The organism is Streptomyces gelaticus, from assembly GCF_014649535.1.
Lineage (GTDB): Bacteria > Actinomycetota > Actinomycetes > Streptomycetales > Streptomycetaceae > Streptomyces > Streptomyces gelaticus.
This window is the reverse complement of sequence record NZ_BMTF01000025.1, coordinates 40,590-54,798: the sequence shown is the minus strand read 5'-3', so window position 1 is coordinate 54,798 and position 14,209 is coordinate 40,590. Positions and strand designations below refer to the sequence as shown.

At 69.9% G+C, this 14,209-nt stretch carries 9 protein-coding genes; 4 read left to right on the top strand and 5 right to left on the bottom strand.

Features of this window, described 5'->3' with window-relative positions; genetic code table 11:
- Positions 1–112 precede the first annotated feature (112 nt).
- The 3 genes from IE107_RS28135 (at position 113) to IE107_RS28125 (ending at position 2,328) form a co-directional block, all read left to right on the top strand.
- Positions 113–1,471, top strand: a complete 1,359-nt coding sequence (locus IE107_RS28135) for a cation:dicarboxylate symporter family transporter (RefSeq protein WP_189547155.1) — start codon at positions 113–115, stop codon at positions 1,469–1,471.
- 107 nt (positions 1,472–1,578) lie between these two features.
- Positions 1,579–1,983 carry a MerR family transcriptional regulator gene (locus IE107_RS28130; protein WP_189547154.1) on the top strand — a complete coding sequence of 135 codons (405 nt, stop codon included), beginning with the start codon at positions 1,579–1,581 and terminating at the stop codon, positions 1,981–1,983.
- Between the two features lie 3 nt (positions 1,984–1,986).
- The gene (locus IE107_RS28125) at positions 1,987–2,328 is read left to right on the top strand and encodes a thioredoxin family protein (protein WP_308434260.1); all 342 of its coding nucleotides are present in this window, start codon (positions 1,987–1,989) and stop codon (positions 2,326–2,328) included.
- A gap of 183 nt (positions 2,329–2,511) precedes the next feature.
- Here the strand turns inward: IE107_RS28125 and IE107_RS28120 are convergent, their stop codons facing one another.
- The 5 genes from IE107_RS28120 to IE107_RS28100 all read right to left on the bottom strand — a co-directional run bounded on the left by IE107_RS28120 (position 2,512) and on the right by IE107_RS28100 (position 10,946).
- The gene (locus IE107_RS28120) at positions 2,512–2,865 is read right to left on the bottom strand and encodes a beta/gamma crystallin domain-containing protein (RefSeq protein WP_189547153.1); all 354 of its coding nucleotides are present in this window, start codon (positions 2,863–2,865) and stop codon (positions 2,512–2,514) included.
- Between the two features lie 311 nt (positions 2,866–3,176).
- Positions 3,177–5,513, bottom strand: coding sequence for a 1,4-alpha-glucan branching enzyme (glgB, locus tag IE107_RS28115; RefSeq protein WP_189547152.1), 2,337 nt, complete (start codon positions 5,511–5,513; stop codon positions 3,177–3,179).
- A 63-nt stretch (positions 5,514–5,576) separates the two neighbouring features.
- Positions 5,577–6,977 (bottom strand): maltokinase N-terminal cap-like domain-containing protein, encoded by a 1,401-nt coding sequence (locus tag IE107_RS28110; protein ID WP_189547151.1) that lies wholly within the window; start codon positions 6,975–6,977, stop codon positions 5,577–5,579.
- 226 nt (positions 6,978–7,203) lie between these two features.
- Positions 7,204–8,910 (bottom strand): maltose alpha-D-glucosyltransferase, encoded by a 1,707-nt coding sequence (treS, locus tag IE107_RS28105; protein WP_189547150.1) that lies wholly within the window; start codon positions 8,908–8,910, stop codon positions 7,204–7,206.
- On the bottom strand, positions 8,907–10,946 hold the full coding sequence (locus IE107_RS28100; RefSeq protein ID WP_189547149.1) for an alpha-1,4-glucan--maltose-1-phosphate maltosyltransferase: 2,040 nt from the start codon (positions 10,944–10,946) through the stop codon (positions 8,907–8,909). Before IE107_RS28100 ends, treS begins: the two co-directional genes overlap by 4 nt.
- A 649-nt stretch (positions 10,947–11,595) precedes the next feature.
- Here IE107_RS28100 and glgP point away from each other — a divergent pair.
- A complete protein-coding gene (gene glgP, locus IE107_RS28095) occupies positions 11,596–14,196 on the top strand; it encodes an alpha-glucan family phosphorylase (protein ID WP_189547148.1) in 2,601 nt (866 codons plus the stop codon).
- Positions 14,197–14,209 lie beyond the last annotated feature (13 nt).

Below are 14,209 nucleotides of genomic sequence, written 5' to 3'. Positions count from 1 at the left end.
GGTGTCACAGAGAGCGAGATATTCGCCAAGGGTTTTTCCGGCCGTGATCCGCCGGACAGCCCTTGCGCCCCCAGGGACGGGGGAGCGACCCGGACGAGCCGAGGAGAAACCCGTGGGAGTGGCAGCCGCCAAGCGGGACCGCACGCATTATCTGTATCTGGCCGTGATCGCGGCGGTGGTGCTCGGCATCCTGGTGGGCTTCGCGGCCCCGGGCGTCGCCGTCGAGCTCAAGCCGATCGGCACCGCCTTCGTGAACCTGATCAAGATGATGATCTCGCCCATCATCTTCTGCACGATCGTGCTGGGCGTCGGCTCGGTGCGCAAGGCCGCCAAGGTCGGCGCGGTCGGCGGCCTCGCCCTCGGCTACTTCCTGGTGATGTCGACCGTCGCCCTGGCCATCGGTCTGCTCGTGGGCAACCTCCTGGAGCCGGGCCAGGGCCTCCACCTCACCGAAGCGGCACGCGCCGCGGGCGAGCAGCAGGCGGCCGGCGCGAGCGAGTCCACCACCGACTTCCTGCTCGGCATCATCCCGACGACGATCGTCTCCGCCTTCACCGAGGGCGAGGTCCTCCAGACCCTCCTCGTCGCCCTGCTCGCAGGCTTCGCGCTCCAGGCCATGGGCTCGGCGGGCGAGCCGGTGCTGCGCGGCATCGGCCACATCCAGCGCCTCGTCTTCCGGATCCTCGCCATGATCATGTGGGCGGCCCCGGTCGGCGCGTTCGGTGCGATGGCGGCGGTGGTCGGTGAGACCGGCGTGGACGCGCTGAAGTCCCTCGCGATCATCATGGTCGGCTTCTACGTGACCTGCGCGATCTTCGTCTTCGTGGTGCTCGGCACGATCCTGCGGCTGGTCGCCGGGGTCAACCTGATCTCCCTGCTGAAGTACCTGGGCCGTGAGTTCCTGCTGATCCTCTCCACTTCCTCCTCCGAGTCCGCCCTGCCGCGGCTCATCGCGAAGATGGAGCACCTCGGGGTCAGCCGCCCGGTCGTCGGCATCACCGTGCCGACCGGCTACTCCTTCAACCTCGACGGCACCGCGATCTACCTCACGATGTCCTCGCTCTTCATCGCCAACGCGATGGGCGACCCGCTGAGCGCCGGCGAGCAGGTCTCGCTTCTGCTCTTCATGATCGTCGCCTCGAAGGGCGCCGCCGGAGTCACCGGCGCGGGCCTGGCCACCCTCGCGGGCGGACTCCAGTCGCACCGCCCCGGACTGGTCGACGGCGTCGGCCTGATCGTCGGCATCGACCGCTTCATGAGTGAGGCCCGCGCCATGACGAACTTCGCGGGCAACGCCGTGGCCACCGTCCTGGTCGGCACCTGGACCAAGGAGATCGACAAGGAGCGGGTGGACCAGGTCCTCTCCGGCGCGCTCCCGTGGAACGAGCAGATGCTCAACCAGGACGACGACGTGCACGGCGTCCCGGAGCCGCGCGACAGCGACGAGCAGCACGCGGTGGCGAAGGCGTAACCGCACCGGCACCGGAAACGGCACCGGAAAGGGGCCGTCGCGGGAACTCCCGCGGCGGCCCCTTCGCGCTTGCCTTGACGTCGGCGTCAAGGTCTACCGTCGAGGACATGCGAATCGGGGAGCTGGCAGAACGGGCCGGAACGACCACGCGGACTCTGCGCTACTACGAGTCCCGCGGACTGCTGCCGGCCCGGCGGGCCGACAACGGCTACCGCGCGTACGACGAGGACGACCTGCGGCTGGTCCAGCAGATCCGGACCCTCCAGGACTTCGGGTTCGAGCTGGAGGAGACCCGGCCGTTCGTCGAGTGCCTGCGCGCCGGCCACCCGGCCGGTGACGCCTGCCCCGCCTCGCTCGCCGTCTACCGGCGCAAACTCGGCGAGCTCGACGCGCTCATCGAACAGCTCCGGGCCGTCCGCGCCCAGGTGGGCGCCCAGCTCGCCAGGGCCGAGCTGGAGGCCCAGGCGGCGCTCCCCGGCGGTCCGGAACCACGTTGTGAACTGGGAGGATGACAGATGATTCAGGCAGAGGGCGTGGCCGAGGTCACCGACAGCACCTTCGACACGGCGGTGCTCGGGGCGGACCTCCCCGTACTGGTCGAGTTCACCGCCGACTGGTGCGGCCCGTGCCGCCAACTCGCCCCCGTGCTCAGCGCCGTCGCCGCCGAGCTGGCCGGGCGCATGGAGGTCGTCCAGCTGGACATCGACACCAGCCCCGGCATCGCGAGCCGGTACGCGGTGCTCGCGGCGCCGACCCTGATGGTGTTCCGGGGCGGCGAACCCGTGAAGTCGATGGTGGGTGCCCGCCCCGGGCGCAGGCTGCTCCAGGAACTGGAGGACGTCCTCGGGGCGGTGTGAGGCGGGACGTCTGCCCGGACCGGAACGAAAGGAGCTCCGGCGGTTCAGGATGACCCGGGAAGGTCGCCCCGTCCGGCCGGAGCCCCACTGCGTCCGTGACAGGCAGGCGCGGGCTCAATGCCCTGCTGCGGCCTGCGGACTCAAATGCTCACCGCGACTTCGACACGTCTCTGGAAGAAATCCTTACAGGATTTCGATGGCATTCACTTTCGGCACGTTCGAATATTTAATATTCGACCACCGGGCGATTTTCACTACATCGCCATTGGCGTCGTAGTACTTCACGTCATTGTTCCCCGTGGAGATCTGGTCGACCCACCACCCGCCGAAGTCGATTTTCCCGCGGTTCGCATAGCAGTCCACGCTGTCACGTCCGCTGCCGTTGTGCGACCAGATCTTCAGGAAATCCGCATCGGGGTCGCAGGTCACGTGATCGATGGCGGAAGCGGTTCCGGCCGGCCCGGCCAGGGTGAACGTGGCGGCTGCGGCAAGCGCCGCAGCCATGGTGCGCACAACGTTCCTCGTTCTTGAGATCATATTTTCCCCTTGAATCGAATACGGAACCAAGAGCCCACTTCGCCATCGTGGGCATCGGTGCTGAACAAGCATCTTACGAAGCGATTCATCCATTCAGGAGGGCCCCGAAGGGAAATCACCTGAACGTGAGTCCCTGACCGTGTGCACCGGGGCCCGACGCGGCCATGTACCTGCGATTGAGAGCAGAGAATCACACGGTTTTATATGAGGGCAGACAGGGGTGGCCCGGAGGGGCAATGCCCGGCGCGCCGTGCGGCACGGGGGCGTGACGGCCCGCGACCGCCCACCGGTCGCGGGCCATGCGCCGCGCCTCAGACCGGCCGGAACCAGACCGTCGCCAGCGGCGGCAGCGTCAGCAGCAGGCTGCCGGGCCTGCCGTGCGCGGCCACCGGCTGCGGCTTCAGCGGATCGGGATGGCCCACATCGCTGCCGCCGTACCGCGCGGCGTCGGTGTTGAGGACCTCCGCCCATGCCACCCGGTCCCCGAGCAGGTCCGGCACCCCCACCCGGTAGTCGTGCCGTACCACCGGGGAGAAGTTGCTGACGGCCAGGAGCGGCGAGCCGTGCGCGTCGTAGCGCAGGAAGGCCAAGACATTGTCCTCGGCCGCGCCGCCGTCCACCCAGTCGAAGCCCTCCGGAACGGTGTCGCGCTGCCAGAGCGCGGGGGTCCGGCCGTACACCGTGTTCAGGTCGCTCACCAGCGTGCGTACGCCCCGGTGGTCGCTCTCGGCCGCGTACGAGGGGTCCAGCAGCCACCAGTCCGGTCCGTGCCCCTCCGACCACTCCGAGCCCTGGGCGAACTCCTGTCCCATGAACAGGAGTTGCTTGCCCGGGTGGGCCCACATGAAGCCGAGGTACGCCCGGTGGTTGGCGCGCTGCTGCCACCAGTCGCCGGGCATCTTGGAGACCAGCGCCCGCTTGCCGTGCACCACCTCGTCGTGCGAGATCGGCAGGACGTAGTTCTCGCTGTACGCGTACACCATCGAGAAGGTCATCTCGTTGTGGTGGTACTTGCGGTGCACCGGATCCTTCGACATGTACTCCAGGGAGTCGTGCATCCAGCCCATGTTCCACTTCAGCCCGAAGCCGAGGCCGCCGAAGCCGCCGGGGCCGACATGGTGGGTGGCGCGGGTGACGCCGTCCCAGGCGGTCGACTCCTCCGCGATGGTCACCACACCCGGATTGCGGCGGTAGACCGTGGCGTTCATCTCCTGGAGGAAGGCCACGGCGTCCAGATTCTCCCGCCCGCCGCGCTCGTTGGGGGACCACTCGCCCTCCTGGCGGGAGTAGTCGAGATAGAGCATCGAGGCCACGGCGTCGACCCGCAGCCCGTCGATGTGGAACTCCTCGCACCAGTAAGTGGCGTTGGCCACCAGGAAGTTGCGCACCTCGGTACGGCCGAAGTCGAACTCCAGCGTGCCCCAGTCGGGATGCGCCGCCCGTGACGGATCGGAGTGCTCGTACAGCGGCCGGCCGTCGAACTCGGCCAGCGCCCAGTCGTCGCGCGGGAAATGCGCAGGCACCCAGTCGACGATCACCCCGATCCCGGCGCGGTGCAGGGAATCGACGAGGAAGCGGAAGTCGTCGGGGGTGCCCATGCGTGACGTCGGGGCGTAGAAGCCGGTGACCTGATACCCCCACGAGCCGCCGAAGGGGTGCTCGGAGACCGGCATCAGCTCCACATGCGTGAACCCCAGATCCTTTACGTACGCCGGGAGTTGGCCGGCCAGCTGACGGTAGCCGAGACCCGGCCGCCAGGACGGCAGATGCACCTCGTACACCGACAGCGGCGCCTCGTGCACCGGGACGTCCCCGCGGTGCGCCATCCACTCCTGGTCCCGCCACTCGTGGTGCGAGGCCGTCACGATCGAGGCGTTGGCGGGCGGCACCTCGGCGTACCGGGCCATCGGGTCGGCGCGCAGCGTGTGCGAACCGTCCGGGCGGCACACGTCGAACTTGTACAGTGCGCCCTCCCCGATCCCGGGCAGGAACAGCTCCCACACCCCGGAGGAGCCGAGCGAACGCATCGGGAAGCCGGTGCCGTCCCAGTAGTTGAAGTCCCCGGCGACCCGCACACCGCGGGCATTGGGTGCCCAGAGCGTGAACCGGGTGCCCGCCACGTTCTGGTGCTCCATGGGCTGGGCACCGAGCGCGGTCCACAGTTCCTCGTGCCGTCCCTCGCCGATCAGATGCAGATCGAGATCGCCGAGCGCGGGCAGGAAGCGGTACGGGTCCTGGATCTCGATTTCGGTGTCCGCGTAGGCGACCAGCAGCCGGTAGTCGGGCAGCGTGGGCATCGGCAGCAGCCCGGAGAAGAAGCCGTCGCCGTCGTCGTGCAGCGGTGCCCGGAGCCCCTTGGCGAGCACGGTCACCGACCGGGCGTACGGGCGCAGCACCCGGAAGGTCACTCCACCCCGGACCGGGTGGGCGCCGAGCAGGTCGTGCGGGGCGTGGTGCTCACCGGCGAGCAGCCGGCCCCGGTCGCCGTCGTCGAGGGGACGTGCCCGGCGCACGCCCCGGCCGGCGGCGCTCCGGCGGGGGTGCGGCGGCGGCGTCGCGGGGGCCGGGGCCGGCTCGGGTGCCGGTGGTTCGACTCGGGGGGCCTCGGCGGGGACGGGCGTTCTGCGGGACGGCTTGCGGGCGGTCACGGGGACAGCCTCCTCGGAGGGGGTTGAGGGCGAGAGGAGAGGGCGGGAGGGTGCGCCGGGCCGTCAGTCGTCGGCGGTGGCCAGGCGGTGGATCGCGGCCATCGGGACCGGGAGCCAGTCGGGCCGGTGCCGTGCCTCGTACAGCACCTCGTAGACCGCCTTGTCGGTCTCATGGGCGCGCAGCAGCTCCGGTTCGCCGCGTGGGTCGAGGCCCGCGGCGCGGGCGTACCCCTCGCAGTAGGCGGTCCGGCAACGGGCCGCCCAGTCGGCGTTCCACGGGCGGTGCGAGCGGGCCGCGTAGTCGAAGGAGCGGAGCATCCCGGCGATGTCGCGTACCGGGAGCTGTGGCCGGCGGCGCTCGCGCAGCGGCCTGGCCGGTTCGCCCTCGAAGTCGATCAGTGACCAGAAGCCGTCGGCCGCGCGCAGGGTCTGGCCGAGATGGAGATCGCCGTGCACCCGCTGGGCCGCGCAGTCGCGTCCCCGGTGCCCGAGCGCGGCCACCGCGTCGAAGGCGGTGCGCAGCCCGGGGACGTACGGCACGAGTTCCGGTACCGCCTGGGCGGCGGCCTCCAGCCGGCGCACCATCGAGGCGGCGAGGCGCTCGGTCTGGGCGCGGTGCAGGGCGGGCGTCGGCAGGGCGGCGGCGAGCGCGGTGTGCACCTCGGCGGTGGCCCGGCCCAGCGCGTGGGCCTCGTCGGTGAAGTCCCGGCCCTCGGCCAGGGCGCGCAGGGCGAGCTGCCAGCCGTCCTCGGCGCCGCTCAGGAACGGCTGCAGGACACCGAGGGTGAGCGGCCGGGGAGTGGTGGCCTCGAACCAGGCGACGGGGGCGGGCACCCGTCCGCAGCCCTCCTGCGCGAGTGCCAGCGGAAGCTCCAGATCGGGGTTGGTGCCCGGGAAGACCCGGCGGAAGATCTTGAGGATGTAGGCGTCGCCGTAGACGAGCGAGGTGTTGGACTGCTCGGTGTCGAGCAGCCGTGGTGCGAGCCCCGCGGCGATGGCCGGACCGCTCCGGTCGAAGCGCAGGGCGCCGAGGGTGCCGGGGGTACGGAATCGTTCCAGCAGGAGTTCGGCCAGGTGCGGGTCGTGCAGTCCCTCGTACACGGTGCGGCCGGTCAGTGGTCCCTCGGTCACCTGGCCGATGAGCGCGGGCGCCAGCCGGGGCGGCAGCGTGGCCCGTACGCCGAGCAGCAGTTGGTAGCAGTCGCCCGGCGACTGCGGGGGCGTGGACGGCTGGTGGACCCGGACCAGCAGATGGAGCAGCCCGGTTCCGGTTCCGGCGGCGACGGACTCGGTGCCCACCGGCAGTATCTCGGTGGCCGACACCAGCGAGAACGCCGTGACCGGCCGCCCCTTGCCCGCGAACCACCGCTGCCGGGGCAGCCATTGGTGCAGCAGGGGGACGAGAGACGGGAGCAGTGTTGTGCTGTCAGCCAGGGCGACCCGAGTGGATGCAGCCTCCGACATGGCATCGCGTCCTTTCCCCGGGCACACCACAGGATGCGAAGAGTGTCCCGGATTGCGGCGATGGCTGTCCGGCTGTGCGGGACGTGTCGGGTCAGGATGGTCCGTACGGACTCGACTCGTTGCGATCGAAACGTCAGAGGGGACCCGGAAGGGGCCGTATGTGTGCGGTGCGGGGCGGGCGCACCGTGCGGGGCGGCGGAAACCGCCCCGCGGTCGTGGTGTCGGGTCAGATCGACGGCACGTCCTTGCGCAGCCGGAACCAGTAGAAACCGTGCCCCGCGAGCGTCAGCAGGTAGGGCCGGTGGCCGATGGCGGGGAAGCGCACCCCACCGATCAGCTCCACCGGATGACGCCCGTCGAACGACCGCAGATCCAGCTCCGTGGGCTGCGCGAACCGCGAGAAGTTGTGCACGCACAGCACGAGATCGTCCCCGTGCTCACGGGTGAAGGCGAGCACGGCCGGGTTCGACGAAGGCAGTTCGCTGAACGAGCCCAGACCGAAGGCGTGGTTCTGCTTGCGGATCTCGATCATCCGCCGGGTCCAGTGCAGCAGCGACGACGGGGACGCCATCGAGGCCTCGACATTGGTGACTTGGTAGCCGTAGACCGGATCCATGATCGTGGGGAGGTAGAGCCGCCCCGGGTCGCTGGAGGAGAAACCGGCGTTGCGGTCGGGCGTCCACTGCATCGGGGTGCGTACGGCGTCCCGGTCGCCGAGCCAGATGTTGTCGCCCATCCCGATCTCGTCCCCGTAGTAGAGGATCGGGGAGCCGGGCAGCGACAGCAGCAGCGCGGTGAACAGCTCGATCTGGTTGCGGTCGTTGTCCAGCAGCGGTGCGAGCCGCCGCCGGATGCCGATGTTGGCCCGCATGCGCGGATCCTTGGCGTACTCCGCGTACATGTAGTCGCGTTCTTCGTCCGTGACCATTTCGAGGGTGAGCTCGTCGTGGTTGCGCAGGAAGATGCCCCACTGGCAGTTCTCCGGGATCGCCGGTGTCTTCGCCAGGATCTCGGAGACGGGGTGGCGGCTCTCGCGCCGCACCGCCATGAAGATCCGGGGCATCACGGGGAAGTGGAACGCCATGTGGCACTCGTCGCCGCCGGCCTCGTACGCGCCGAAGTAGTCGACGACGTCCTCCGGCCACTGGTTGGCCTCGGCGAGCAGCACGGTGTCCGGGTAGTGCGCGTCGATCTCCTTGCGGACCCGCTTGAGGAAGTCGTGTGTCTCCGGGAGGTTCTCGCAGTTGGTGCCCTCCCGCTGGTAGAGGTACGGCACGGCGTCCACCCGGAAGCCGTCGATGCCGAGGTCCAGCCAGAAGCGGAGCGCGGAGATGATCTCCTCCTGCACCGCCGGGTTCTCGTAGTTGAGATCGGGCTGGTGGGAGAAGAACCGGTGCCAGTAGTACTGCTTGCGCACCGGGTCGAAGGTCCAGTTGGACGTCTCCGTGTCCACGAAGATGATCCGGGCGTCCGGGAACTGCTTGTCGTCGTCGGCCCAGACGTAGTAGTCGCCGTACGGCCCCTCCGGGTCGGTGCGGGACTGCTGGAACCAGTTGTGCTGATCGCTCGTGTGGTTCATGACGAAGTCGATGATCACGCGCATCCCGCGCTGGTGCGCGGCGTCGACGAACTCCACGAAGTCGGCCAGGTCACCGAACTCCGGCAGCACGGCGGTGTAGTCGGACACGTCGTAACCACCGTCGCGCAGCGGCGACTTGAAGAACGGCGGCAGCCAGAGGCAGTCGATGCCGAGCCACTGCAGATAGTCCAGTTTGGCGGTGATGCCCTTGAGGTCGCCGATGCCGTCGCCGTTGGAGTCCTGGAAGGACCTGACGAGGACCTCGTAGAAGACGGCGCGCTTGAACCAGTCGGGATCGCGGTCCTTGGCCGGGGTGTCCTCGAACAGGTCGTGGACGGGCTCATTGACGATCATGGTGTGGGTGACCCTCCGGTCGGCGGGGACGGTCGCAGGACGACGATGTGCGCGGGTGTGACGCCCGGTTCCAGACGCACATAGAAGGTCCTGCCCCAGTGATAGGTGTCGCCGGTGAGCTCGTCGCGCACCGGCACGCGCTCGTGCCCCTCAAGGCCGAGTCGCGGCATGTCCAACGAGACCGTGGCCTCGTGGGTGTGGTGCGGGTCGAGGTTGGCGACCACCAGGACGGTGTTCGCCCCCGAGCGCTTGCTGTACGCGATCAGCGCGTCGTTGTCGGTGGAGTGGAAGTGCACGTCGCGCAGCTGCTGCAGGGCCGGGTTGCGGCGCCTGACGCGGTTGAGCGTGGTGATGAGCGGGGCCAGCGAACGGCCCTCGCGCTCCGCCGACTCCCAGTCCCTGGGCCGGATCTGGTACTTCTCCGAATCGAGGTACTCCTCACTGCCGGGCCCGACCGGGGTGTTCTCGCACAGCTCGTAGCCCGCGTACACACCCCAGGAGGGGGAGAGCGTCGCGGCGAGGACGGCCCGCGCCTCGAAGGCCGGCCGGCCTCCGTCCTGGAGATAGCCGGACAGGATGTCCGGGGTGTTCACGAAGAAGTTGGGGCGCATGTAGGAAGCGGTCTCGCCCGACAACTCCGTGACGTATTCGGTGATTTCCTGCCGGGTGTTGCGCCAGGTGAAATACGTGTAGGACTGCTGAAAGCCGATGGCCGCGAGTGTCTTCATCATCGCCGGCCGGGTGAATGCCTCGGCCAGGAAGATCACATCGGGGTCGGTCCGGTTGATGTCCGCGATCACTTTCTCCCAGAAGATCACCGGTTTGGTGTGCGGATTGTCGACGCGGAAGATCCGTACCCCGTGATCCATCCAGAAGCGCAGAATGCGCACGGTCTCGGCGACCAGTCCATGCATATCTCTGTCGAAGGCGATCGGATAGATGTCCTGGTATTTCTTCGGCGGATTCTCGGCATGGGCGATCGTGCCGTCCGCCCGGTGATGGAACCACTCCGGATGTTTCTCCACCCAGGGGTGGTCGGGAGAACACTGGAGCGCGAAATCGAGCGCGATCTCCATGCGCAGATCGCGGGCGGTCGCCACGAAATGATCGAAGTCGTCGAGAGTGCCGAGTCCGGGATGGACGGCGTCGTGACCGCCCTCGGCCGAGCCGATCGCCCATGGCACTCCCACGTCGTGCGGAGCGGCGGAGAGCGAGTTGTTGGGGCCCTTGCGGTGAGTGGTGCCGATGGGGTGGACGGGCGGGAGGTAGACCACGTCGAAGCCCATCGCCGCGACCGCGGGAAGCCGCTCGGCGGCCGTGCGGAAGGTGCCGCTGACGATCCTCGGCGCCGCCTTCGCCGCCTTCCCCGCCCTGTCCTTCCGCTTCGCGGGCGAACCGGTCTTCTCGACCCTGGCGCCCTCCGAGCGGGGGAACAGCTCGTACCAGGAGCCGAACAGGGCCCGCCGGCGCTCCACCACCAGCGGCAGCGGCGGGGAGGCGCTGAGCAGTTCGCGCAGCGGATGACGGGCGAGCGCCGCCTGCGCCTCAGGGGTGAGCGCCGCGGCCAGTCGGGCGGCGGCCGGGCGGGACCCGTCGCGCAGCGCGTCGACGGCGGCCAGCACCGCCTCGCGGCCGTCCCGCTTGGGCACCCCCTCGGCGGCCCGCTCGTAAAGCTCGGCACCCTCCGCCAGGACGAGTGCGGTGTCGATCCCCGCCGGAATCTTGATCCGGGCGTGCTGCCGCCAGGTGCTGACCGGATCGCTCCAGGACTCGACCGTATACGTCCAGCGGCCCTCGGAGTCCGGGGTGACATCGGCGCCCCAGCGGTCGGTGCCGGGAGCGAGCTCGCGCATCGGTGTCCAGGGACCCGGGCGCCCGTTCGGGTCCGTCAGCACCACATTGGCGGCGACGGCCTCGTGGCCCTCGCGGAAGACCGTCGCGGTGACCTGGAAAGTCTCACCGGCGACGGCCTTGGCGGGCCTTCTGCCGCAGTCGACCAGGGGACGAACATCGAGGACGGGAATGCGACCGATCATGGAATCACCTGGGGACTGGGGTTCGGGCTGAACGGGGCGCGGCACAGTGGCGGAGGGCGAAATGCGCGCACCGCGACCGATCGGGTCCGTCCTTTCTAACTGCTCCGTCGACGACTGATGGTGTGTGGGCATGGCGGCTCCTGTCCGCATTCACTCGAATGGCAGTCGAATGACCTGGGCACGGGTATGTTTCGCGGAAGTGAACCGGATGAACTCCGGGCCCGCTGATGCCTCGCATTCGTGCTGCATTCGGGCGGCATTCATCTGCCGCCCGGGGCGCACTCGGGCTGTGTACCGGAGAAGCTTTCCCCTGATTCCCGGTGGGCCGATCCGGTGGTTCTGTCAATTGATCGGGAGTTTCCATGGCGACCGGTTCGCACCCGGCTGTGCCCCGTCCGCACGGGTCCGCCGGTGGCCGTACGGACGCCACTGGGCAGCTTTCTCCTTGGCGTGGAGGGCCACAAGACCGAATGGGGGAATGGAATCGGCCATTCACTGTGTGGCCGATGTGGCCGATGTGGCCGGACGGGCCGTGAGTGAATCGGGATGCGGGTGGGGCAGGGGCCGCCGCCACCGGCGAGGGTGACGGAGCGGCACACCCAGTGGTGCGTCCGCTCGGATCCGTACGTCCCCTGCAAAGGTGGAATGCGTGAAGGCCATTCGTCGATTCACCGTGCGCCCCGTCCTCCCCGACCCCCTTCGACCGCTCAGCGACCTCGCCCGCAATCTGCGCTGGTCCTGGCACCCCGAGACCCGTGAGCTGTTCCAGGCCGTCGACCCGGAGGTCCGGCGGACGGCGCAGTGCGACCCCGTGCGGCTGCTCGGTGCCGTATCCGCCGGCCGGCTCGCCGAACTGGCCCGCGACGAGCAGTTCCTGCACCGGCTGACCGAGGCGTCCCAGGACCTCCGGGAGTATCTTGACGGGCCGCGGTGGTACCAGGAGCAGCTGGAGCTGGGAGTCGAACTCCCGGACGCCGTCGCCTACTTCTCGCCCGAGTTCGGAGTGACCGCGGCCCTGCCCCAGTACTCCGGCGGGCTCGGCATCCTCGCGGGCGACCACCTCAAGGCCGCCAGCGATCTCGGCGTCCCCCTCATCGGGGTCGGCCTGCTCTACCGGCACGGCTACTTCCACCAGAGCCTGTCGCGCGACGGCTGGCAGCAGGAGCACTACCCGGTACTCGATCCCGACGAGCTCCCCCTCACTCTGCTGCGCGAGGCCGACGGCACCCCGAGCCGGGTGGTGCTGGCCCTGCCCGGCGGCCGTTCGCTGCACGCCCACATCTGGCAGGCCAGGGTCGGACGCGTACCCCTGCTGATGCTCGACTCCGGCGTGGAGGAGAACGCGCCGGGCGAACGCGAGGTGACCGACCGGCTGTACGGCGGCGGCAGCGAGCACCGGTTCCTCCAGGAGATGCTCCTCGGCATCGGCGGCGTACGGGCCGTGCGCACCTACTGCCGTCTCACCGGACACCCGGAACCGGAGGTGTTCCACACCAACGAGGGGCACGCCGGCTTCCTCGGGCTCGAACGCATCCGTGAACTCTCCGTCAGCGGACTCGACTTCGACTCCGCGATGGAGGCCGTACGGGCCGGCACGGTCTTCACCACCCACACGCCCGTGCCCGCCGGGATCGACCGCTTCGACCGCGAACTCGTCGCCCGGCACTTCGGCGACGACGGCGAACTCCCGGGCGTCTGCGCCGAACGCATCCTGCAACTGGGCACGGAGACCTACCCCGGCGGCGAGCCCGGCCTCTTCAACATGGCGGTGATGGGGCTCCGGCTCGCCCAGCGCGCCAACGGGGTCTCCACCCTCCACGGCGCGGTCAGCCGGGAGATGTTCGCCGGGCTGTGGCCGGACTTCGACCCCGCCGAAGTGCCGGTCACCTCGGTGACCAACGGGGTCCACGCACCCACCTGGGTGGCGCCCGAGGTCTTCCGGCTGCGCGACCGCCACGGCGGCACCGGACGCCGGGACTCCGCCGCCGAGGTCCCCGACCGGGAGCTGTGGGAGCTGCGGCAGTCCCTGCGCGGACAGCTGGTCACCGAGGTCCGCGAGCGGCTGTACGCCTCATGGCGGGCCCGGGGCGCGGAGCCCGCCGAGCTCGGCTGGATCGACTCCGTGCTGGACCCGGACGTGCTGACGATCGGTTTCGCCCGGCGCGTTCCCTCGTACAAGCGGCTGACGCTGATGCTGCGCGACCGCGAGCGGCTGACGGAGCTGCTGCTCCACCCGGACCGCCCGGTCCAGATCGTCGTGGCGGGCAAGGCGCACCCCGCCGACGACGGCGGGAAGCGGCTGGTGCGGGAGCTGGTGCGGTTCTCCGACGATCCCCGGGTGCGCCACCGCATCGTGTTCCTGCCGGACTACGGGATGGCCATGGCGCAGAAGCTGTACCCGGGCTGCGACGTATGGCTGAACAATCCGCTGCGCCCGCTGGAGGCGTGCGGTACGAGCGGGATGAAGGCGGCGCTCAACGGCTGCCTCAACCTCTCGGTGCTCGACGGCTGGTGGGACGAGTGGTTCGAGCCGGACTTCGGCTGGGCGATCCCGACCGCCGACGGTCTGGCGCTGGACGAGGACCGCCGGGACGACCTGGAAGCGGCCGCCCTCTACGAGCTGATCGAGGACCGGGTCGCGCCGCGCTTCTACGACCGCAGCGGCGAGGGGCTCCCGGAGCGCTGGATCGAGATGGTCCGCCGCACGCTGGACACGCTCGGTCCCAAGGTGCTGGCCGACCGGATGGTCTGCGAGTACGTGGAGCGGCTCTACGCGCCCGCCGCTCACGCCCGCCGTGCGCTGGACCCGGGGGCGGCGCGCCGGCTCGCCGGCTGGAAGGCCGGGGTCCGTGCCGCCTGGCCGCGCGTGGCCGTCGACCATGTGGAGGCCATGGCGTCCACCGCGGTGGACGGCTCGGCCGAGCTGGGGGCGACGCTGCTGCTCCGGGTCAGGGTCGCCCTCGGAGCGCTGGAGCCGGACGACGTGGAGGTGCAGGCGGTGGCAGGCCGGGTGGACGCCGCCGACGGGATCTCCGACGCCCAGCTCTTCCCGCTGAAGCCGGCCGCGGGCCGGGACCTGGAGGGGCGCTGGCTCTACGAGGGGCCGCTCGTTCTCGACCGCACGGGGCCGTACGGCTACACGGTGCGGGTGCTTCCGGCCCATCCGCTGCTGGCGACCGGGGCGGAACTCGGCCTGGTGGCGCTGCCCGCAAAGGCGGCCGGGGACGGGGCGGGCGTGCTGCTGCGCTGACGTGGAACCGCCC